Genomic DNA, 20,864 nt, shown 5'->3' on the forward strand with positions numbered 1-20,864 from the left:
AGGCATCCCATGGTGTATTATTGAAACATTTGAAAAGATATTCATACAAGAAAGTTAATGATATTGATGAATATACGCTCATATGATAAAGCAGACTTCCTTAGGTGGGGGTTTTCCTTCCTTTATGGACAGTTGATCCCCACCTATCTCCTTTGTTTCTCTAGAAACTTAAGGTGGGGTAATTCTCTAATATATCTTTCAAAAATCGGTGCTCCCATTCGGATGCTAATAGACTAAATTCTATTCTCCACGTCAACACTTTCTATAAAATCAACAAATGCCCTCACAATATTTAACTTTAAAGAATCCTCATGGTATAGCATCCATGTCTTACGCAGAATTGGCTTTCCATCTTTCATTTTTATTACATATTTGTACACATCATCTACGTCATTTAGCGACATACTTGGTAAAATGGCATAACCTAATCCGTTCACAACCATTTTTTTACAGGTGTCCGCTTTCGTTACTTCGATACTGACTAATGGCGGTTGGGTAAAGTTTTCAGACCACCAATGATCAACAGAAGCTTTCAAATGTGTGTCAGAATGGTAATCAATTCTAGGTAAACGGGGAAGATCCTGGATATCTATCTTTTCCTTAGAGGCGATACATATCGTCTCTTCTAATAATAAGTGTTTTTTATCTTCCCAGCTGTATTCCCCTTTTACAATACCGATATGAACATCCTGCTGATAAATTAATTGTGCAATATGACTGCTAAAGCCTGTTGTTACCTTGAATTCAATATTAGGATACTGTTCCTTGAATAACTTTAATAGGTTGGGAAGCTTATAATCGGTAAAAAAGTTAGAAACACCTAACCTTAATGTTCCTGCCACGTTATTCTCCATATTCTGGACATTTTCTTTCATCCTTTGAATGGACAACAACATATCATGCGCACAGGTTGCTAGATATTCCCCCTGTGGTGTAAATTGAACACCTCGTCTTCCTCTGTTTACAATTTGTACGCCAAATTCCTTTTCCAATTGTTGGATGCGATTTGTCAAGGCAGGCTGGGATATATATAATCTCTGCGCTGCTTTCGTAATGTTTTTCTCATTGTAGAGCGTTTGCAAAACTAGCCAATCTCGTTCAATCAAATGAATCACCTCATCAGCCATCAACTTTTGTTATAGATAAATATGCAAATTCAATATTTTATTTATTTCTAAAAGTATACTATGTTGGATGTAAAACGTAAAAGTTAGTATCTTAGAAAATTGGCATTTGCCAAGCCTTTGGACGAATGCCTTAGTTGTACTTATGCAAGTTTACGGTGGGCGAGTAATTGGAGCCCCAGGATAAAAAGGTTTATACCTTTTTATCTGCCAAAAAACTAAAAAGAAGGTTTTACAATGATGGAAGGTAAATCTGTATTTCGATTTGTCGGGTTTGTCATCATAAGTGGAATAGGAGGTTTTCTTCTTTCGCTCACAGGTCTATCAATTGGTTGGATGATTGGGACACTTCTCACGGCGACCTTGCTTTCTATTTTCTACCCAAAATTATTGCAAGTACCAGCACTTCACAAACAAAAAGGGTTACCAAAGATTTGGTTACATGTCGGCCAGCTTATATTAGGTATAGAACTTGGACGGAAAATGAATAGTTCCGTGTTATACATTTTCGGGGAAAATTGGCTGACGATCATTGTTATGCTTATTTTGTCCATTGTTTTCGCTTTACTTTCAGGATTTATTGTATGGAAATACACGAACTTGGATATGTTGACTGGTTTTTTCGCAACTGCACCTGGTGGTCTATCCTCGATTCCAAGTATTGCGGAAGAAGTAGGTGCTAATACCGGAATTGTCAGCATTGTTCAGACCATGCGTATATTTTTAGTTGTGCTAACCATACCGGTCGTTCTCTCAATGAGCTTTGTTAATCATACTAGTTCAGTAGCTAGTCATCCCGTTTCAACAGCAACCCCACCCTTTGAAGCAGAGCAGGTACTATGGATGATTGTGTTCATAGTGATAGCATGGCTTGGGTATTATTTAGGTAAATTTTTAAAATTCCCTGCCCCATGGCTGCTTGGAAGTATGGTAAGTGTTGCAGCTGTTAAGTCCTTTGGTTCCATTATTATCGGGCACGACCTTATATTTTGGTGGCCACATGTGCTTATGATTTTGTCACAAGTTTTCATCGGCGCAAGCATCGGCTCTCGTTTTCATAAAAATATGTTCAGCGGATTAAAGAGAACCTTAGTCGTATCCCTTTTAGGTACCATTGGCCTTATCATTTCTATGTTCACCTGTTCCTATATCGTTTCATTGCTAACTGGTATATCATTTATCACATCCGCCTTAGCATTTGCCCCGGGCGGAATAGCAGAAATGACTACTACTGCAATCGTCCTTGATGCAGATTCTACATTTGTCGTGGCTGTGCAAGTACTAAGGATCATCGCTGTTTGTATCATACTCCCGCCATTGTTTCGATGGTTAAATTATTGGGAGATGAAAAAGGGGGCGTATACGCATGAATCTGCTTAGAATTGATGCGAAATTTGTATTTTTCTCCAATAAAAAAAGAGTTTACCGTTTAAATTAAACAGTAAATAAATGATAAATTGCATAGAAAAACGCAGTGATATTAGTATCGCTGTGTTTCTTGATATCTATTGACCTGTTCTTAACCATTTTTTCTCAATAATATTAGGTTCTTTACGGTTAGTATGAAGTACATATAATTCCCTTTTGGATCTTCACGATGAAGTGCCTGATATTCTCTCATTGCTTCTAGAGAATTAGAAAACTTCTTCAATGGCGTAATTTCCTCTAGTATTCGTTGTAATTTTATCAGAAGATACGGTATCTTTATTTAGATACAGAGATTATGTTTGCTCCGTAATCACTCCATTCACGAAAATGTGCTTGTAGATATTTTAATAATAGAATTTTTATATTCAAAGAATTAACATAAAAATAGGGTAACAGAAATTTGACTCTAAATTCCTGTTCCCCTTTGATTGATATAATTCTAGCTTATCTAAATCAAGTATAAATTTATTTGGTTTTAAAATATCCAAACCAAGTAACCCACTATGTTCTGCGGGTAACATTCCTACGTCCAACTCAAAGTTCTTTATAATAAATGTACCAATCCGTATTTCATCCATAACTTTTGTATAAAACGGAACACTACCACCAATCCCGTATGCCTCATAAATGGTATCGCCGTTTTCATATTTCACCCCAATGGTTTCTAATACATCTGGGGAAATAACCGTGTGAGATGAACCAGTATCAATTATTACATCGTCAATTCTGGTTGAGTTTCCACGATAATTGATAGTTAGAGAAGTAGTAATAAGTTGTCCATCAAATAATATGTTCACTGCAGCCTTCTCACTTTCATTAAAGGATCCTTACGAATGTGAATTACAAATTTTTCATTTGCTGTATGGTATACTACGGTTCCTTCTTTAGCTTTAAAAAATTCTCTAGTTGCATCTTCATCATCAATTGTACGTATTGGTGCTACTTCATCAACTATCTTCTTGTCATTCTCATAATGATAATCTAGAATTGAAACTAAAAGAAACTGATTAGGGAATAATTCCCTTACCTCTTGCCATTTCATTTAGCACCCCTCCTCTTATTTCTAATTATAATAGAGATATTATAATTATCATACACAAAAGACTATAAATAATTATTTGTTCAAAACTAAAACTTAATTATTTTATTATAAACCCCTTACCATAATCAATTAATATTAGCAACTTATTCTTTATCGTCGTCATCTCCATCAAAAACAATCTCTATTACAGTAAGCAGCAATGCAATAATAATCTCTGTTTTCAAGGAAAGTGCAATACTTGTCATAAGCTCATCCACCGTAAACAGAACTAACCAATTCGATGTGCCTTCAATAATGGCTCGAATCAAAATCACCTTTCTTTTACCTGTTATATTCCGGACGGACAGCTTGAAAATTACTTTAGAAAATAACTCAACAATGATGCCTAGAATAATGAAGTTGATAACGAAAACAACCAATGACCAGATGGATTCATATCGTACATCAAGTAATTCAAATATTCCCGCCAAGCCAAAGAAAAAAAGCCCAAATACAAAACCCACTGCCAGGATTATGAGAAGTGCTATTCCTAAAATTGTTGCCATCTTTTCTTTTATATTCATATTACGAAATGAATCATTTTTATGTTCAGGCATAGGTTTGTTTCTCCCTTGTATATTAAGGATTATGTATCTTCCATTTTCAATTTATCAATATATTGCTTTCCTTCAACCAATGAAAGACCTAAAGTTTCTCTAGCCTTTTTAACCGCTTTTACATCTTTACCTTCTTTTATAAGTTGACGCAAATCATCGTTTATTGGATTTTCCGGTATATCCGATTGTTTAACTAGCCGATCTAGCTTGTACTGCATAGCCTTCATACGGCCTTCTAATCTATCCAGTTTAATAAATAAAGAAATAACCATAAATACTAGTAGAATAGATATACATATAAGAGTGTACTCCATTATTAGCATCCTCCTTTGATAAAGTTTATACCTCTACTTTCTATACAAAAACGTTAGGTAAAAACTAACACATTCGCTCGTCTCTCAGCAAATGTGTCAGTTTTTCTTATACTTGGGACATTTAACTTTAACAAACGAATTATTTCCATTGTAGCTTTTGGATCAAGACCTATACCAAATGAGGTTTTAAAATACCCACGTTATTCATAACGTAATGACTCAATAGGATCTAGGCTAGATGCCTTGTTCGCAGGTAAGATTCCAAAGATAACCCCAATGATCATCGAGAATAATAATCCACCGATAATAACTGGGAATGATACGAGTGGTGGCCAGCCAGCAAAATAAGAAACGACATTGGCAACCCCTGTCCCTAAAAAGATCCCAATGGCGCCACCAATTAGTGTGAGGGTTACCGATTCAACAAGAAATTGGAATAAGATTTGCCCCCGAGTTGCACCTAAAGACATACGGACACCAATTTCACGTGTTCTTTCTGTAACAGAAACGAGCATTATATTCATCACACCAATTCCACCAACCAATAAGGATACCCCTGCAATACTACCAATAATGATGGTCATAATACGTGTTACCTGTCCTAGTCCTGCTGCAATCTCTTCCATATTCATCACCTGGTAGGCTTCCTCTGTATCATGAATCCGATTTAGCATATCAGCAGCTTTAGCCCCAACTTCCTGTAATGCATCAGCATCTTCGGCTTGTAATGTGACTTGACTAATATCATTGCTCGCATAAATACTTCGCCATGTATTCCAAGGAATATACACATCATTTGATCCAAAGGAAAGAAAGCCAGTTGGTTCCTCTAAGATCCCGACAATTTCAACGGGCTGGGACTCAATATGAATTACTTCACCAAGCGGGTCTTCCCCGTCAAATAACTCTTCACGAAACGAAGCACTTACAACAGCCGTTCGACTACCACCAAGGAAATCCGTTGCAAGTAAGTTTCTTCCACTTTCTACTTTTAGTTCATTCACATCTAAATAGGATTGGTTTATTCCAGTAATATAGGCTTCAACCGTATCTTCCCGATTTCGTATATTACCAAAATTACTACTTGTTGCAACAATATTTGTTACTTCTGGAATCGTTTCAATCGCTTTAATATCATCTTGTGTAAACGGAGACATAAAACTATTCGCATTCGCCTGTATCTCTTCATCGGATGGCATGTAGTATAATTCTACTGTGTTTCCTGTGCCAACAATCTGTGACTTTAACATTGCCTCTCCGCCTTGTCCAATGGCGACAATGGCAATAACAGAACCAACACCAATGATAATCCCAAGCATTGTTAAAATCGAACGCATTTTATGTGATAACAAGGAGGAGATTGCCATTTTCATATTTTCTAAGATACTCATTGAAGCTTCTCCCCCTCATCAACAACTACCTGCTTATTTCTATTTAATAATCCATCACGAACATGGATTTGTCTTTGTGCATATACAGCGACTTCTTGCTCATGTGTAACCATTACAATCGTGGTACCTTCAAGATTTAACATCGTGAAAAGTTCCATAATTTGTACACTTGTTTTAGTATCAAGTGCCCCTGTTGGCTCATCTGCTAAAATGAGATCTGGCTGGTTAACAATTGCTCTAGCAATGGCGACACGTTGCTTTTGTCCACCAGATAATTCATTTGGCAAATGATACATACGATCAGCCAGTCCGACTTTTTCCAGTGCCTCTTTGGCCCGCTCCTCGCGTTCCTTTTTCTTTAAGCCTGCATAAATCATCGGAAGCTCTACATTCTTCCATGCATTTAAGCGTGGTAATAATTGAAATTGTTGAAAGACAAAACCAATCGATTGATTTCGTACTCGGGCAAGTGCTTTATCATCATACTCAGACACGAGTTTTTCATTTAAAAAATAGTCACCACTTGACGGACGATCTAAGCAGCCAATAATATTCATAATCGTTGATTTTCCTGAACCAGATGGACCCATAATAGCGGTAAATTCACCTTTATTTATCGTTAAATCAATCCCCTTGAGAACATCAACATCCTCTTTACCCAATTTATAGCTTTTCCTAATAGACTCTAAACGTATCATTGTACCGACACATCCATACCATCTTTGATGTTCTCTGCTGGGTCTATAATTACTTGATCTTTATCCGTAATTCCATCGCTAATCTCGATTGTCTTAAGAGATGCGGTGCCTACCTTTACTTCTCGTCTTTCGGCTTTGCCTTCCACGACAACATAAACATAATTATCATCTTCCTCTTGTTGTACTGCAGTGATCGGGAGTGTGTTCGCCTTATGTTCATCCGTTTTAATTTCCATAGTCATTTGAAACCCCGGTTTTAGACCAATATCTTTATCGTCCACGGTGACTGTTACTGGATACTGAACGCCTGTAGTTCCATCATCCATCCCCATTTCACCTGTATCATTTGGTAGATAGGATATGTGGCTAACTGTTCCTGTCCATGATTCATCTGGAATCGCATCAGAGGTTAACGTGACTGTTTGACCGTCCTTTATATTCAAAGCATCATATTCTGATACGGACCCTTCAACAATCAGCTGATCAAGTGATCCAATACGGATAAGCGGTTGTTGCTCCATTTGATTTGAAGTAAAGGCAGCCTGTTCATTTACTTCAACCACTTTTCCGGTAATATCACTTACTACCTTTAAATCAGCGATTTGTTGATTAATGGTTTCTTTTTGTAATTTAAGCTGTTCTAATTCAATATTCGCCTGTTGTTGTTGTAACTTAATCTGATCATGTTCCTCCTGTAACATCTTATTTTCTTTATCTTCTTCGATTTGTTTATCAATTTCCTTATGCTGCTCTCTTAAACTATTACTCTGCAAAATTCCAGATTGTTGTTCAAGTTCATTCTGTCTTTGTTCTAATGTTAGCTGATCATTTTTATATGTGAGGAGTGCTTTTCCTCTCTCAATATCATCTCCTTCGTTGACAAGAATTTCTGCAATTTCTCCCTTGTCAGGACTGTAATAAACGGTTTGTTCTTCAGCAAGTTTTAATGTACCCTGTGTCAACACCTTATCCGTAATCTCTTCTTCTTTTAATGTCGTCACTTCAACAGTAAGATTGCTTTCATCAGCGTTTACCCAAATATTTATTCCTAGAAATCCGACAATGATAGCTACAATACCTATCGCAATCCATATTTTTCTCTTCTTCGTTTTCGCTTCCATTTCCATTAGACACCGACCATTCCACTAAATGCAGCGCCAATCATAGCGAAGACAACTCCGATAACAAAGAACGCAATAGAAACCGTCCATGCCAATCCCTTCGAAAAATTCGCAACTCTATTCAATCCAAGCGCTGCAAGAATGACTCCCCAAATCCCAAACAGTTCGATACTGTTTAGTAAACCGCCGATTGCACCCTCTACTGGAATAAACGATCCTAAACTAGTAAACATTGTTTCCCCATCTCCACCAAGGATAGCAATACCAACTCCATTTATAATGGAACCTAAGACAGATATAATCATTATGTATGTACACATAGAAAATAATTGCTTAAAAGATACTTCCGATCGAGCTAACTTTGCGATAATCCAATAAATAAAACTGCTGATTAAAGTTCCGATAATGGGTGCAATTACACCTAAAATCCCCGAAGTTACTGCTAGAAATACTGCAAAACCAGCCATTTCCCCATTTGATAAACCTTCAAGTCCAGTGTCTACACTAAACATCGTAATCAGCATTCCAACAATAAATAAACCGATAATAATTGCCATTGGTCCCAAAATCCTTGGACGCTCCCTAATCCGTTCGAACTGTTCGATTGGGCTCCAAATCATTCCAAATATAGAGGGCTTCTCCACAATTTTCTCTTCCGTTTCTAAATTTTTTACTTCTGACATTGTACTTACATCCTTTCTGAATTTGACCTTCTTATCTTTATACGGTAACCATATCGTAAAAGTTTCAACTTTTTTAATTAATCAATAGTTTATTTGGGAGATGAGACAGAGGGACAGTTTTGCACCGTAATCGCTCCCTTTACCGAATAACTTCAACTTATATAACATCCATTATTGCCGTAAAAAATTGATAAACAAAATAACCAGAAAAACCAATTAATACTAACCCGGCAATGATAGAAAATCCTTTAATCATGGAATGGCTCATTACTTTTCTAGTTGTTGCCACAATCGTTAATAGTCCTATATCATGCAATAAAATTCCCGTTAAAACACCTGATGCAATAATTAAAAAGTTAGCTGACTCGGCTGCATTATACGAGTTAGTTAACACTGCTCCAAAAACGCTTAACCAGAAAACGATATTCCCTGGTGATATGGCAACAAAGAATCCATTACGATAAGTAGACCACAATGATTTGTTCGGTTTTTCTCCTGATAATGTAATATCCTTATCCACGTTCTTAATGGAATCATACCTGATTAGCAACAAAAATACTACACCAATCAACCACATAGGAATTTGAATAAAAGGAAGTTGCAAAATAGAGGCCAGCACTAAATAAAGGGCTAAAATTAAAACAAAGTCAATGGTTGTTCCCCCTAATCCAACAACCTTGCCATGTATAAATCCGTTTTTAAGACCTTGTTTCGTCATTTCTACCGTAATTACCCCCACTGACATCGCAACAGCAAGTCTCGCAATAACATATGTAAAGAATAATGCCATTAACCTCATACCCCTATAAAAATTAAATACTATCACATCATAAAAATTTAAAGTTATGTATATTTATACAATTTATTTTATGTTTATTTAATAGGGTGAAACCAATTTAAGCTTTCCAAGGAGCACAATTTAAAATTACGTAAGACCACGATTGTAAAGCTTTTATATGTGGCCGACCAAGCCACTTTCACGCTCCCTTAAAAGGCTTAAGCCAGAACTTCTCATACTCAAAACTAAGCTTCAAGATTTAGAAAGATTAAACGGGAATATTAGTTCATTCGAACAGAAGATTGAAACACTCCTCCTTCAAACGTAGGGCAAGCTTCTATTATCTACTCGTGGTATGGGTGTAAGTACAGCTGCTGTTGAGCTTTATAGTGAAGAAGAAGATGTTTCTCAATACGAGAATCCTGGGCAAATTATTAAAAAAGCAGGTACAAATCCTATCATAAAGCAATCGGGTGGCGGAAAAAGGTATTTTGGACGTATTTCGAAACAAGGGAAACCTCATTTACGCTATATCATATATAATCTTGGTTGTTCCCCGGCTATGCACAACAAAGTTTTACAGGCATTTGTCACAAGAATAAAAAAAAGGAAACACGCTCGCAAAGTATTTATTGCGTTAGGAAACAAGTTTATTAAAGATAGCATTTGCAATGCTTCGCGAAAAAAAGCCATTTATTTCAAAAGTAGAGTAATATGAAATATTAGAAGAAATCAACAAAAAACTAAAGTATCTGATTAGTACTACAAAAACGGCTAGATCATTTTAGTAGCATAAAAAACAAATACAGTTACCACTACTTCTGAGGTCGAGGTGAGATCAGAATTACTTTCTGGAGGCTCTTAGACCTTGAAGTTAAGCATAATCCACCTAGTCCTATAAATGCGAAATGTACGTTAATAAAATCATAAATTGTACTCATGCCAGAATGCATCCCTGTAGTTTTGAAACGAAGTTTACCGCTTCAGATCTGAGAAGTAGTGGATAACTTTCATAAAAGTTTCCTGTAAGATGCTTCTTATAATTTTACATTTTTTTTAAAAAAATTCCCGCCCAAAGTTAAATCAGATTTTTGTATACTAATCTGTCTAGCTTAAGGTAGCATATCATTTTTATGATTACTATTTTTTCTTTTTCCTCTGATTGAAAACAATTAAACCACTAAAAGCTGTCGCTGCAATAATAATTGTTAAAATAAAATTTATCATCTTTTCTCCTTCCTATATGATTGACATTATTAAATATATGATTATATTAGCATAATTCTAACATATTTTAAATTATAACACTATATTTTAACAATATTTTAAATTATAACACTATATTTTAACAATATTTTAAAGAACTATTTAATTATTTCTTTTAAAGATTTAGGCAATTTGGATTAAAAAAAGTATTGATTATTCACTTATCAAATGCTACTATTCAGTTATCTGATAATTTGAAGGGAGGTGAAATAAATGACACATACTCAAAATAGATTTATGCAGATCATGCCATATATGTTGCTTATTATGGGTCTTGTATTAACGTTAATGGTGGCTGGTCTAGTTCAAAGTCAACTTATTATGCAAATTGCAGGGAAAATCTCTTGGACAGGAGTTAACACTGCAACAATAACTTCTGTTTTAAATGTAATTATGGGAGGGGCTAGCATTGGTAGCGCCGTAGCAGCAGTCGTAGGAATTGCCTTAGGTGGTCCACTTACAGCGGCTCTTACAGCTCTTGGTAGAGGTATGTTGGTTAAATGGGTCAAGAAACGCGGGATAAAATCTGCGGCTAAATTCTAATATTTACAGTGGAGTTCCGAACATAATCAGATTTTGCACACATGATATACATACATCTATGGAGGGGCTCCCTCCCAAAAATGTAAAAAGGAGAACTTATGGATAAATTAGTCTTTAATCTTAACAACAGGTCTTTATTTATCTGGAGCTGTATAATTTATTTTATTGGTATTCTTTTATCCCTAGTTCTATCTTTAATACTTAATTATAGTATAGGTGATATGAATTTCAACAATGATTTGGGGGGATGGCAATCAATTTTTGTTCATAACGTAAAAATTGATTTAATAATCATATTTGGTGGATTTTTATTAGGAATTCCAGCAGTTTTATTGCTTTTTTTTAATGGAATAGTTTTTGGCTTAATACTTGCCCAAAGTATTATTAATAGTGAATTAGTCTCTTTTATAGTTACAATTGCTCCTCATGGAGTGATAGAAAATATTGGTTTTTTATATGCAGGATGTATCTCATTTCAGATTGCGAGACAAATTATTTTTGTTAGGAAATTTAGTTGGGAGAAATCATATAATTTGACTGTACAAATAATAATCTGTATTTTTTTATGTTTAGTGGCGGCACTTATAGAGGGAGGATGAATGCAAAAAATGAAAATGCACACTAAAGTCGCGTATATTAAGGCACCTATATATAATTTGGAAAATATAAAAAGAAATCCCCCTGTATTTTTTCTAATAATCTGTATTACGATCTTATGTGTTTTCAACTCATTACTTACAACGAATGATTCCATGTCAAACTCGGAAATCTTGGACTTACTTTCTAAAATTAATATTAGTTCAATCCGTCTTCAAATTGTTTTGACTGCTATTGCTTTGATCACTCTTATTACGAACTCGCTAATTGGATACCTTGTATTAGCATGTATTTTTAAAATAATTTTTATACTTATGAGATATGAGGTGAAGTTTTCGAAGGTTATTTTTTCTACATATTATATGAGTTTGATTGGTTTGATGATGATGTTTTTGAATGTCTTAATATCTTACTTTGTCAATAATGGAAAGATTCAATTATATACAAATTTAAGTTTTTTAGCTTCAGAAAATAGCTTCTCTGCTGCTCTTTTACAATTATTAGATCCTTTTATTTTATTTCAATTCGTTATTTTGTATTTATTCGTTAAAAAGGTCGTTAAACTAAAAAAATGGCAAGCGCAACTATTTACTTCTGGTTATATAATTATATTTATTACTGTGCAATTATTGAGTGTGGTAATCTCATGAATAATGTTTTAATTATAACAAAGATTCATCTAAAGTATCATCTTAGAAGAAAAAATGAAAAATTATATCAGTTTTTAAAAAAGGGTTCTTTTAGTAAATTTTTGAAGAATGATTCCTTATTTTATTTAATTGCAGCTATTATTAAATTTGCATTGGTGTCAATAGCTTTAGGAAGCTTTTTACTGACAATTCATCATTTCTATCCGGAGCAGGAAAATTTACTATGGTTTTTTTATTGTGCACTTTTCCTATTTTCTCCATTTTTGACGTCATTTAGCGCTGCACAGAAATTACTACTTCCTGTTAATCAACAAATGTTTGGATTAGCGCCGTTAACAAATCGAGGCTTATTTTTGTTAAACTGGATAATCCACTTTCTTATTTATGAGTTTATGTCATACTTACAATTTATTTTAGGAGGATTAGTCTTACTTCTTGTTACTATAGATTCTCCAATAAGTATTTACGTGCTATATTTTGCAATATTAAGCCTATGTATACTAATTCTTCATTTCTCTGTGACTGGATATTTGTGTTTTATTAAATATAGGAATATCAAGAGAGGATACTATTGGAATAGCTTACTAATGTCCTTTCTTAAATCTATTGTAACATTTTTTTGTGCATTCTTAATTTTTAATGCAATATTTATATTTATAAACAGTTTAGAAATTTCATTAAAGAATCATTCTATTTGGAATGTTGTTGGGGTATTTACAAATCAGTTATTTTCACAATTAGGTCTATATCTATCTTTTTTAAACTTTTTTTTAGATATTAAATTTGCTGCTATTTTATTAATTGGAACGATTTTAATTGGATGCATTGTCTATAGAAAAATTGCGGGTGTATGGTATCGCCAAGAGTGGGAAGTGAATAATAATCAAAAGAATGACTGGCTAACACTCATTAAAAACTTATTTTTAAAGTTAACAAAAGATCCACTCTTGAAAACTCAATGGAAACATTTTTTTCAAAATCGCGAACAATTACAGATGCATTATAGTTATTTCTATATTCATTATACAAACTTTATTTTTTTGGGGTTAGCATTTGCTTCAAAAGAATTAACAGCACAAAATGGTTTTATTTGGGTGCTGGTTATATATGTGATTTTTAATAATTTAACAAAGGACGCCTTTGGAAGTATAGAACTTTTCCCTGGATTGCTACGCTTTGATAGTGAGCGTCATGCAATTAATATTTACCAATTAACAGGTACTTCTTTTCTTTCACTCTACAAACGTAAAATAAAAATGCAAAGAGTATTAGGAATCTTTGAATCCTTTGTTATGCTTCTTATAATTGTTCCAATCTTAAGTCCAACTTGGGAAGAACTTTTTTTTGGTTTGTCGCTTGTGATTTTTAACTTTGTGGTTACACCACATTTGAATACAATTTCTTCATTTGTTTTTCCACATTTTAATTATCAGCATTTTTCAGAGGTTGATGATTTTATCGAGGATAATTTAATAGTAGATAAAATCGGATATCAATTCAGGCAAATAATTATACTTGTTTTTATAGTACCCGTTATTTTCTTGATATTTTTAGATATATCTACGAATTTCATATTCTTTTTTAGTGCTATAAATTATTTGCTAATAACTTGTGTATCACTCTACATAATTAAAATAATACTTTTAAAAAAGGAGCAACGATATAATGAGCGTGACATCTCTTAATAACAAAGATTGTATTGTTCGTGTAGATAATGTTTCCAAAGGATATAGAAATAAAAAGGTCCTAAATGAGATTAATTTTGAAATTATGGAAGGGCAGAAGGTTTGTTTAATTGGTAGCAACGGTGCGGGTAAAACAACCACATTAAAAATCTTGGCTGGTCTACTTCATCCCGATTCGGGGGCGGTATTGTATGGTGGGAAATCGCTATTTGATTGTCCTAAATCACGGAAAGAAATTGGATATATGACTACAGAATTGATGTTTTATGAGGCATTATCCGTAGAAGATAATCTTGCTTTAATCGGAGCTCTATATGGTATTTCCTCTTTAAACAAACGTATTAATCAAGTGATTGACATTTTTCATATGGAAAGTTTTAGATCATCTTTACTCAGTGAAATTTCAAGTGGAATGAAAAGAAAATTTCAAATTGCAGCCTCCATAATGCATCGACCCAAATTATTAATTTTAGATGAACCCTTTAATACTTTGGATTTAGAAACAATAGAGATTGTAAAAAAAATAATCCAAGAAAATACGGTCATATTTACAACTCATGATCATAGATTGGCAAGATCTATCGCCACAAATTTTCTGGAAATAAAAAACAATAAAATTGAGGTGCTAGAATAGTATGTATCATAATTTCTTATCACATTATAAACATTTATTAAAAAGAGGCTTATCACAATACTCAACTTGGGTGAGTATTTTTATTGTTTTCTTTATTTATTTATTTGGTGCTAAGCGAGATGGAGTCGCTACCTTTATGGGTTATACAAAAGTAATTGTTATGTTTGGTATTGTGTTTGTCATTGTACACTTAATAATTTCATTTATTATATGGAAAATGAAAAATGTTAAACAAAAAAAGTAATTGAGCAAATACTTTTTTACGACCTAACTAAGATGGGGAAATATCTTATATTTTTAGACAATGAAAAACCGTTATATTTACCTCGTCGATTTCATGTTCTTCCATTTCTGATCACTATCGTTGCAAAAAAAATATCACACCAGTCAAGCATTTGATTTATGAGCAAAATAATATTAATTGAATTTTCAATCATTAGCTATCCAGATTAAAGGAAAAAAGGACAATAGGCTTTAAAGGTAGCCCTTTATCCATTTTCAGTATTTTATATTACCTTTAAATTAATGATTGGATTGTAATTTAGATCATCTAAGTGCATAACATCTCCTGATTCATATTGTGCTAAGTTACCATCGAAAGTCTGTTCATGTTCTAGCCTTTGTCGTCCTCCCGATGGGCGTTTAGGCTCTCTGAACACTTTGGAAATAAAGGTTGTCATCGGTATTGACCAGCAATCTTGTATCCACTTCACATTTCCAGTAGGGGTCCTTTATAGCCTATTTTGTTTTTCATTAAAAGAGTTAAGCAGATTTGATTATATACAGCGTTTTCACTTTTCCCATACAATGTTTTTCCATGCTTGTGATCCATGGGCTCGAGCGGTATATCTTCGAAGATCTGTCGTGATTTTCACTTTATAAACCTTCTGGCAGATACCCTCATTTGCCAAAGGACAATCACTACATTTGTTGTATGCAATCACAGATTTTTGTCCCATTCGATTTACTTGTTAGTATATCGGCTCATAGTCATAGCCGGCATCCATTGTTTGATAACGTAATGATGGAAGATGAATACGTTCATTAATTTCTTTAAGCAAAAGTTTACTCTTCATAGCTGTCTTCATCTTTATCTAATTGCCCGTTTGAAACCTGATCCATAAATTCAGCTGCAATAATAATTTTACTATACTTGCTAAAGGTAATAGTTTTTCCTCTCCATATTTTTATTGCAACTCCTCATAGCCGAGTTTTTGGATTTTTCACCATTGTTTCAAAAACTTTTTCTGATTCACTCTGTCTCTTTAAAAACTTCATTACTTACATCCCCTGGAAATAAGCACTTTATTTGTGGAATTTATTTGAAGAAACCCACTCCATGAACTGATTAAAAGGATAGTAAATTTATCCTTATAACTCTATCTTAGGGGGTTGGGATACTTTTTCAATAATTCCTCAATCTCGTTTTTATCAAGGTTAAGATAAAATTCCAAATCACTTTCCTCTATAAAAAGATAATAGCCTTGATCTTTTTCTGGATGACCCATATTCTGTAAACCTTTTCTTATAAAATATCCCATAAGGGTTACCCCAATAGCTAACATGATTAAGCCGTTGCTTAAACCAGATACCTCTATTTCCATTTAATCCCCCTCCGTTTTCGTTTCTTCCACTCTCTTCCTATCACCTTAACTCCAATACACTGTCTAAACGTTAATTTCTACCCCCGTTCCCTCGAGCCTTTGATAAAGGGTCATAATGATCCAAATAGCGACTGGAGGTACAATAACTTCAGATGTTATATATGATAAGAGTCTAATTGCAGTCCTGAACAAAATTAACAATAATATAATAGTAAATATTACTTGACTAAATGTTAATTTATATTCATTCGGATTTTCCGCATACTATCGCTCCATAACCGCTCTAACGATTTCACAAATACCAATCAGAATAAATATATAAACCACAGCCAAATCCTATCCGTAGGTTCTCGAATGATGGTTATGATATAAGTAAATAAGAGAACGACTAATGTAATAATTCTAATTGTCCAATCTATTTTTTATGTTTCTCGTTGAAGTAGTTATTTGAAAATAAACTTCCTTTCCTTTTCTCAACGTTTAGCCATCTTCTCATTACGGTATGAAACAAAAAAGATAAAAACCATACAATGGCTAACAACAATATAAAGGTTTAAAAAAAACTAACATATTCGCTCGTCCTTTAGCGAATATGTTAGTTTTTTTTACTTGTGACGGGAAGTGAAATACAAAGGACAAACCGCCAATTCACCTTCCTCCTAAAATTTCTTTTATGATAGACACTTTATCCACTAGGAAAGAATGCCATTTAACTTAAATTGAAGGTTTGTGAACAAAATTGATTCCAGCGTATCTTCTGGTCCAAACACCTTTCTTTGTGTATATTTTTCATTTTCTAGTCCTAACACCTCAATTGTTTTATTACTTGGATCGACTAACCAATATTCTTTCACACCATATTCCTCATAAAGCCTATATTTTTGATTACGATCTTTTAAAGCTGTCCCAGGAGATAGTACCTCAATGATTAAATCCGGTGAACCTTTTACTTTGTTTGAAGTTATTTTATTTTCATCACAAACGACCATTAAATCTGGTTGTACCGTTTTTTTTGAATGATCCCCCTCTTCTTCTGTATCAAATTGAACATCAAATGGAGACAATATTACGGTACATTTTTCGTTTTCCATGTGATTAGAAAACTCTAAATAGAGTTTTCCAACAATCGATTGATGTTTGTATGATGGTGAAGCCAATAAAAAAGGAATTCCATCTATAACTTCCCAGCGACCTTCCTCATCTTTAATGTCTTTATACGTATATTCCCTATTAACTTCAATCTCCTTCATATATTCTCACATCCTTTTTTCATTTTTCTTTTCATTATACAGGTAAGATTAAAGTAAAAACAGACCATTAGAGTTTGTCATCTTTTAATTAAAACAACATTATTTAAATTCATTTCATAATGTCCCTTTTATCATCCAAATTTTCCTGTACCATATTTTTAAATATGTCAACGTCTTTATTACTTTGTAAAAATCTTTAAGGTAAAAAGTATTTGGACTTGAAACGCATGCCTTAAGAATAATGTATTGTTACCATTATTGACCAACATATGTTCATTTTGTACATTATTCTGAGTAAAGGGGATAATTATTTTTATTTTCAACACCAATTACACTTTCCTATCCCACTTTTCGAAATTAATTTAGGGCGTTAAGAGCGACCTTCGCAGCTTGCGCAATTAGTGCATCATCGTATGTCGCATCCTCTGTATCATGACGGGACATAATTGCAATGACGATTGGCTCTCTGTTTGGTGGCCAAACAACTGCAATGTCATTTCTCGTTCCGTAACTTCCGGCTCCACTCTTATCGCCAACCTCCCATCCTTCTGGTGCGCCTGCACGAATCAGTGTATCACCTGTCGCATTTCCCTGTAGCCAATCCGTGAACTGTTCACGCTTTTCATTCGGAAGCAAGTCACCTAATGCAAATGCTTGAAGACTAGTAGCAAGAGCTTTTGGAGTACTGGTGTCGCGAGGATCTTCCGGACTGAATTGATTTAAGTCTGGTTCATATCGTTCTGCCTGAGTATCGTTATCTCCTATCTCTCTTAGGGTTTGTTCAAATTCTTTAGGGCCACCTATTGCATTAAATAAGAGGTTTCCAGCTGTATTATCACTGGTTCGAACTGCTGCCTCAGCAAGGTTTAAAAGGGTCATACCGCTATCTACATGTTTCTCAGTCACCGGAGAATAGGGAACCAAATCCTCTTTAGTATAAGTGATAACTTGATTAAGCTCTTCCATAGAATTCTGCTGCAGAACAATAGCAGCAGCCAACGCCTTGTACGTGGATGCAAAGGCGAAACGTTCCTCCGATTGATATTCAATGGCTTGATTTGTTTCTGTATCAACCGCATAGACACCAAGTTCAGCATCAAACTCTTCCTCGAGTTGAGAAAACTGATTATCTATTTTTGCTGTTTGATTTTCTTCTTTCTCCTCCTTAGATGAGGCATCCTTTGAATTTTCCTTATCCGCGCAAGCCGCAAGTGTGATCAGCATAAGCAATAATATACATAATGTAAATTTATGTATGCTGAATTTATATTCAAATCGTTTTCCCATATCTATAACCTCTTTCTATTTTAGATTCACTATCTTGATTTAATAATAATCAAATTTGACTTAAAACTTTAAATAAGATTTTATTGTTAACCTTAGTTCTATCTTCTTCCTTACAACTCTTCTAAATTAACTCCTGTTCCTCCTTTCCAGATTACACCTGTAGTCATATACTACAATTGTAATCGATATGTGTCAAGTTGTTTCATAAACTTTCTTTAAAGACTTTTAATCTCGTATTCTATTCCATTTTCCTATATTAGGTAATCAATAACTAATTGATAATCTTCTAATGAATTGTTAAAATGCAAATACCTACTGATGGGAAAAAACTTTATATTTTCCTATTTGCCAAAAAATGGAGGTAATTAGAATGTTCCTCGTATACATATTCACATGTTTTATCGTGTCCTCCATTACTATAGCTGTTATTATGTTGATTAAAAGGTTATTTTCAAAACACATTTCCGAGAAATGGCAGTACAATCTATGGTTTTTATTGCTAATCGCGTTAACTCTACCATTTTTACCAAAACAACTATTTCATTTTGAAAATCTTTTTCTATCATTCGATGTAAATCAAAACAACGGAATGATCGATTCATCTATCAACAACGACAAAAGCTTAAGATTTAGTAATGGAAACTGGATGGAGGACTTCACAGTCTCAGTCCATCGACTCGACCTGGATTTTCTAAATATAACTTTAGGAAGTATTTGGATCATAGGCATGATAGTCATGATTATTCTATCCCTACTTGCCTGGGTTAAGTTAAAGAAAATAAAAAGTACAACATCGGTTCTAAAGAATCAAGAGGTATTACATTTATTTGAGCAGTGTAAGAATCGTTTGCATATCTCCAAACCGATATTCATTGGAGAATCACCACTTGTCAAATCTCCAATGACATTCGGTATATTTAAGACATATGTGGTGTTGCCGATGCAGCTTGACGAATGGATGCCACTTGAAAAAATCCAATATATTTTTATGCATGAACTACATCACTACAAATATAAAGATATCGCAACAAACTTCATCCTCATCATTTATCAAATTATTTACTGGTTTAATCCACTTGTATGGATTGCTTTTAAGGAAATGAGGGTAGATCGCGAAATTGCCTGTGATGCAGCTGTTTTAAAATCATTGGATGAGCATTGTTACGTAGATTATGGGAATACAATTATAAATTTTGTGGAATTATCCTCACGATCGAGGAATATTACTTGGACCAATCAGTTTAATGGACCCAAGGAGCAACTCAAAAAACGAATTGAAAAAATTGCATCTTTCACGATGGAATCAAAGGGCTTAAAGTTCAAAAGTATTTCAATATTTGCCCTTATAGGTGTATTCGTAGCTGGTCAAGTCCCATTTGTTTCTGCCATGTCCAATGACAAAAGCTTTTATCATTTTAACAGTGAAGAAAATACCACTTATAAAGATTTCAACGAATACTTTTCTAACTATGATGGAAGCTTTGTATTATACGATATGAAGGCTGATCACTATACCATTTACAATAAAAATAACAGTATGAAAAGAGTTTCTCCAAATTCTACTTACAAAATTTATACTGCATTATTTGGATTAGAGTCAGGAGTAATAGCAGGTGATCATTCTATAATCAATTGGAATGGAAAACATTATCCTTATGAACCTTGGAATAAAAACCAAAACTTATCAACCGCTATGAAAAATTCGGTAACTTGGTATTTTCAGGAATTGGACCAAAGAATACCAAAAGATACCGTCCAAACTTATTTAAGACAAATTAGATATGGAAATGAAGATCTTTCTGGTAGAACAGACTATTGGCTAGAATCTTCTTTAAAGATATCTCCAATCGAACAGGTACAATTACTATCAGCGTTTTATACAAATCAGTTTGGCTTTGAAGATAACAATATCCAGACTGTAAAAGACTCCCTTTTATTAGAGGTATATGATGATGCAAGGTTATCTGGAAAAACCGGCACTGGTAATGTTAATGGCAAAAATGTAAATGGCTGGTTTATTGGATATGTAGAAACGAAGAATAATACATTTTTCTTTGCAACCAACATCCAAAATGAAGATAATAGTTATGGAAGCAAGGCCGCAAACATAACATTATCTATTTTAAAAGATAAGGGAATCATTAAGGAAATTGGAGAATAATTGAATTTCACA

At 33.9% G+C, this 20,864-nt stretch carries 22 protein-coding genes and 1 pseudogene; 9 read left to right on the forward strand and 14 right to left on the reverse strand.

The genetic code is table 11. The features are described 5' to 3' along the window. Window positions 1-233: 233 nt before the first annotated feature. Complete coding sequence (locus MHI02_RS16040) at window positions 234-1,106, reverse strand: LysR family transcriptional regulator (protein ID WP_047184169.1); 873 nt, start codon at window positions 1,104-1,106, stop codon at window positions 234-236. 255 nt (window positions 1,107-1,361) lie between these two features. Here MHI02_RS16040 and MHI02_RS16045 point away from each other — a divergent pair, with 255 nt between their 5' ends. After that, a complete protein-coding gene (locus MHI02_RS16045; RefSeq protein WP_111014449.1) occupies window positions 1,362-2,504 on the forward strand; it encodes an AbrB family transcriptional regulator in 1,143 nt (380 codons plus the stop codon). Window positions 2,505-2,917: 413 nt separating this feature from the next. On the opposite strand, the gene MHI02_RS16050 is transcribed toward MHI02_RS16045, so the two are convergent. From MHI02_RS16050 to MHI02_RS16090, 9 genes are all read right to left on the reverse strand, one after another. Continuing rightward, window positions 2,918-3,349, reverse strand: coding sequence for a retropepsin-like aspartic protease (locus MHI02_RS16050; protein ID WP_047184170.1), 432 nt, complete (start codon window positions 3,347-3,349; stop codon window positions 2,918-2,920). Beyond that, window positions 3,346-3,594 (reverse strand): hypothetical protein, encoded by a 249-nt coding sequence (locus tag MHI02_RS16055; protein ID WP_047184171.1) that lies wholly within the window; start codon window positions 3,592-3,594, stop codon window positions 3,346-3,348. Before MHI02_RS16055 ends, MHI02_RS16050 begins: the two co-directional genes overlap by 4 nt. A 143-nt stretch (window positions 3,595-3,737) precedes the next feature. Next, window positions 3,738-4,190 (reverse strand): regulatory YrvL family protein, encoded by a 453-nt coding sequence (locus MHI02_RS16060; protein ID WP_047184172.1) that lies wholly within the window; start codon window positions 4,188-4,190, stop codon window positions 3,738-3,740. Window positions 4,191-4,219: 29 nt separating this feature from the next. Further along, window positions 4,220-4,504, reverse strand: a complete 285-nt coding sequence (locus tag MHI02_RS16065; protein ID WP_047184173.1) for a hypothetical protein — start codon at window positions 4,502-4,504, stop codon at window positions 4,220-4,222. A 200-nt stretch (window positions 4,505-4,704) separates the two neighbouring features. Continuing rightward, complete coding sequence (locus MHI02_RS16070) at window positions 4,705-5,895, reverse strand: ABC transporter permease (RefSeq protein ID WP_047184174.1); 1,191 nt, start codon at window positions 5,893-5,895, stop codon at window positions 4,705-4,707. Beyond that, window positions 5,892-6,593 carry an ABC transporter ATP-binding protein gene (locus MHI02_RS16075; RefSeq protein ID WP_047184175.1) on the reverse strand — a complete coding sequence of 234 codons (702 nt, stop codon included), beginning with the start codon at window positions 6,591-6,593 and terminating at the stop codon, window positions 5,892-5,894. The genes MHI02_RS16070 and MHI02_RS16075 overlap by 4 nt, the downstream gene beginning before the upstream one ends. Then, window positions 6,590-7,720: an efflux RND transporter periplasmic adaptor subunit gene (locus MHI02_RS16080; RefSeq protein WP_052771636.1), complete on the reverse strand. Its 1,131-nt coding sequence runs from the start codon at window positions 7,718-7,720 to the stop codon at window positions 6,590-6,592. Before MHI02_RS16080 ends, MHI02_RS16075 begins: the two co-directional genes overlap by 4 nt. After that, window positions 7,720-8,397, reverse strand: coding sequence for a Yip1 family protein (locus MHI02_RS16085; RefSeq protein WP_047184176.1), 678 nt, complete (start codon window positions 8,395-8,397; stop codon window positions 7,720-7,722). The genes MHI02_RS16080 and MHI02_RS16085 overlap by 1 nt, the downstream gene beginning before the upstream one ends. Window positions 8,398-8,554: 157 nt before the next feature. Continuing rightward, window positions 8,555-9,187, reverse strand: a complete 633-nt coding sequence (locus tag MHI02_RS16090) for a LysE family transporter (RefSeq protein WP_047184177.1) — start codon at window positions 9,185-9,187, stop codon at window positions 8,555-8,557. Between the two features lie 343 nt (window positions 9,188-9,530). On the opposite strand from MHI02_RS16090, the gene MHI02_RS16095 reads away from it, so the two are divergent. The 7 genes from MHI02_RS16095 to MHI02_RS16120 all read left to right on the forward strand — a co-directional run bounded on the left by MHI02_RS16095 (window position 9,531) and on the right by MHI02_RS16120 (window position 14,794). Beyond that, the gene (locus tag MHI02_RS16095; protein WP_052771637.1) at window positions 9,531-9,893 is read left to right on the forward strand and encodes a transposase; all 363 of its coding nucleotides are present in this window, start codon (window positions 9,531-9,533) and stop codon (window positions 9,891-9,893) included. A gap of 761 nt (window positions 9,894-10,654) precedes the next feature. After that, window positions 10,655-10,984 carry a putative cyclic bacteriocin gene (locus MHI02_RS16100; protein WP_052771638.1) on the forward strand — a complete coding sequence of 110 codons (330 nt, stop codon included), beginning with the start codon at window positions 10,655-10,657 and terminating at the stop codon, window positions 10,982-10,984. A 98-nt stretch (window positions 10,985-11,082) separates the two neighbouring features. Beyond that, window positions 11,083-11,583 (forward strand): stage II sporulation protein M, encoded by a 501-nt coding sequence (locus tag MHI02_RS16105; protein ID WP_047184178.1) that lies wholly within the window; start codon window positions 11,083-11,085, stop codon window positions 11,581-11,583. A 15-nt stretch (window positions 11,584-11,598) separates the two neighbouring features. After that, complete coding sequence (locus MHI02_RS18600) at window positions 11,599-12,231, forward strand: YIP1 family protein (RefSeq protein WP_445668988.1); 633 nt, start codon at window positions 11,599-11,601, stop codon at window positions 12,229-12,231. Beyond that, window positions 12,228-13,916, forward strand: a complete 1,689-nt coding sequence (locus MHI02_RS16110; RefSeq protein ID WP_047184180.1) for a hypothetical protein — start codon at window positions 12,228-12,230, stop codon at window positions 13,914-13,916. The genes MHI02_RS18600 and MHI02_RS16110 overlap by 4 nt, the downstream gene beginning before the upstream one ends. Beyond that, window positions 13,897-14,550 carry an ABC transporter ATP-binding protein gene (locus MHI02_RS16115; protein WP_052771639.1) on the forward strand — a complete coding sequence of 218 codons (654 nt, stop codon included), beginning with the start codon at window positions 13,897-13,899 and terminating at the stop codon, window positions 14,548-14,550. The genes MHI02_RS16110 and MHI02_RS16115 overlap by 20 nt, the downstream gene beginning before the upstream one ends. A gap of 1 nt (window position 14,551) precedes the next feature. Continuing rightward, window positions 14,552-14,794, forward strand: coding sequence for a hypothetical protein (locus MHI02_RS16120; protein WP_047184181.1), 243 nt, complete (start codon window positions 14,552-14,554; stop codon window positions 14,792-14,794). Window positions 14,795-15,356: 562 nt separating this feature from the next. On the opposite strand, the pseudogene MHI02_RS16125 reads toward MHI02_RS16120, so the two are convergent. The 4 genes and pseudogenes from MHI02_RS16125 to bla form a co-directional block, all read right to left on the reverse strand. Continuing rightward, a pseudogene (locus MHI02_RS16125) lies at window positions 15,357-15,611 on the reverse strand (IS5/IS1182 family transposase); the annotation flags it as partial. A 318-nt stretch (window positions 15,612-15,929) separates the two neighbouring features. Beyond that, window positions 15,930-16,154 (reverse strand): hypothetical protein, encoded by a 225-nt coding sequence (locus MHI02_RS16130; RefSeq protein WP_084824019.1) that lies wholly within the window; start codon window positions 16,152-16,154, stop codon window positions 15,930-15,932. 692 nt (window positions 16,155-16,846) lie between these two features. Continuing rightward, window positions 16,847-17,404, reverse strand: coding sequence for a Uma2 family endonuclease (locus MHI02_RS16135; RefSeq protein WP_047184182.1), 558 nt, complete (start codon window positions 17,402-17,404; stop codon window positions 16,847-16,849). A gap of 357 nt (window positions 17,405-17,761) precedes the next feature. Further along, window positions 17,762-18,691, reverse strand: a complete 930-nt coding sequence (gene bla, locus MHI02_RS16140) for a class A beta-lactamase (protein WP_047184183.1) — start codon at window positions 18,689-18,691, stop codon at window positions 17,762-17,764. Between the two features lie 370 nt (window positions 18,692-19,061). Between bla and MHI02_RS16145 the strand changes: the two genes are divergently transcribed. Next, window positions 19,062-20,852 (forward strand): BlaR1 family beta-lactam sensor/signal transducer, encoded by a 1,791-nt coding sequence (locus MHI02_RS16145; protein ID WP_047184184.1) that lies wholly within the window; start codon window positions 19,062-19,064, stop codon window positions 20,850-20,852. Window positions 20,853-20,864 lie beyond the last annotated feature (12 nt).

This window comes from Oceanobacillus sp. FSL K6-0118, from assembly GCF_038006665.1.
Lineage (GTDB): Bacteria > Bacillota > Bacilli > Bacillales > Amphibacillaceae > Oceanobacillus > Oceanobacillus caeni.

What these genes read in the sequence shown, in the direction of transcription:
- MHI02_RS16045 (WP_111014449.1), top strand. Translation starts at nt 1,362, where the DNA reads ATGATGGAAGGTAAATCTGTATTTCGATTTGTCGGGTTTGTCATCATA.
- MHI02_RS16055 (WP_047184171.1), bottom strand. Translation starts at nt 3,594, where the DNA reads ATGAAATGGCAAGAGGTAAGGGAATTATTCCCTAATCAGTTTCTTTTA.
- MHI02_RS16060 (WP_047184172.1), bottom strand. Translation starts at nt 4,190, where the DNA reads ATGCCTGAACATAAAAATGATTCATTTCGTAATATGAATATAAAAGAA.
- MHI02_RS16065 (WP_047184173.1), bottom strand. Translation starts at nt 4,504, where the DNA reads ATGGAGTACACTCTTATATGTATATCTATTCTACTAGTATTTATGGTT.
- MHI02_RS16070 (WP_047184174.1), bottom strand. Translation starts at nt 5,895, where the DNA reads ATGAGTATCTTAGAAAATATGAAAATGGCAATCTCCTCCTTGTTATCA.
- MHI02_RS16075 (WP_047184175.1), bottom strand. Translation starts at nt 6,593, where the DNA reads ATGATACGTTTAGAGTCTATTAGGAAAAGCTATAAATTGGGTAAAGAG.
- MHI02_RS16080 (WP_052771636.1), bottom strand. Translation starts at nt 7,720, where the DNA reads ATGGAAATGGAAGCGAAAACGAAGAAGAGAAAAATATGGATTGCGATA.
- MHI02_RS16085 (WP_047184176.1), bottom strand. Translation starts at nt 8,397, where the DNA reads ATGTCAGAAGTAAAAAATTTAGAAACGGAAGAGAAAATTGTGGAGAAG.
- MHI02_RS16090 (WP_047184177.1), bottom strand. Translation starts at nt 9,187, where the DNA reads ATGGCATTATTCTTTACATATGTTATTGCGAGACTTGCTGTTGCGATG.
- MHI02_RS16095 (WP_052771637.1), top strand. Translation starts at nt 9,531, where the DNA reads ATGGGTGTAAGTACAGCTGCTGTTGAGCTTTATAGTGAAGAAGAAGAT.
- MHI02_RS16100 (WP_052771638.1), top strand. Translation starts at nt 10,655, where the DNA reads ATGACACATACTCAAAATAGATTTATGCAGATCATGCCATATATGTTG.
- MHI02_RS16105 (WP_047184178.1), top strand. Translation starts at nt 11,083, where the DNA reads ATGGATAAATTAGTCTTTAATCTTAACAACAGGTCTTTATTTATCTGG.
- MHI02_RS18600 (WP_445668988.1), top strand. Translation starts at nt 11,599, where the DNA reads ATGCACACTAAAGTCGCGTATATTAAGGCACCTATATATAATTTGGAA.
- MHI02_RS16110 (WP_047184180.1), top strand. Translation starts at nt 12,228, where the DNA reads ATGAATAATGTTTTAATTATAACAAAGATTCATCTAAAGTATCATCTT.
- MHI02_RS16115 (WP_052771639.1), top strand. Translation starts at nt 13,897, where the DNA reads ATGAGCGTGACATCTCTTAATAACAAAGATTGTATTGTTCGTGTAGAT.
- MHI02_RS16120 (WP_047184181.1), top strand. Translation starts at nt 14,552, where the DNA reads ATGTATCATAATTTCTTATCACATTATAAACATTTATTAAAAAGAGGC.
- MHI02_RS16130 (WP_084824019.1), bottom strand. Translation starts at nt 16,154, where the DNA reads ATGGAAATAGAGGTATCTGGTTTAAGCAACGGCTTAATCATGTTAGCT.
- MHI02_RS16135 (WP_047184182.1), bottom strand. Translation starts at nt 17,404, where the DNA reads ATGAAGGAGATTGAAGTTAATAGGGAATATACGTATAAAGACATTAAA.
- bla (WP_047184183.1), bottom strand. Translation starts at nt 18,691, where the DNA reads ATGGGAAAACGATTTGAATATAAATTCAGCATACATAAATTTACATTA.
- MHI02_RS16145 (WP_047184184.1), top strand. Translation starts at nt 19,062, where the DNA reads ATGTTCCTCGTATACATATTCACATGTTTTATCGTGTCCTCCATTACT.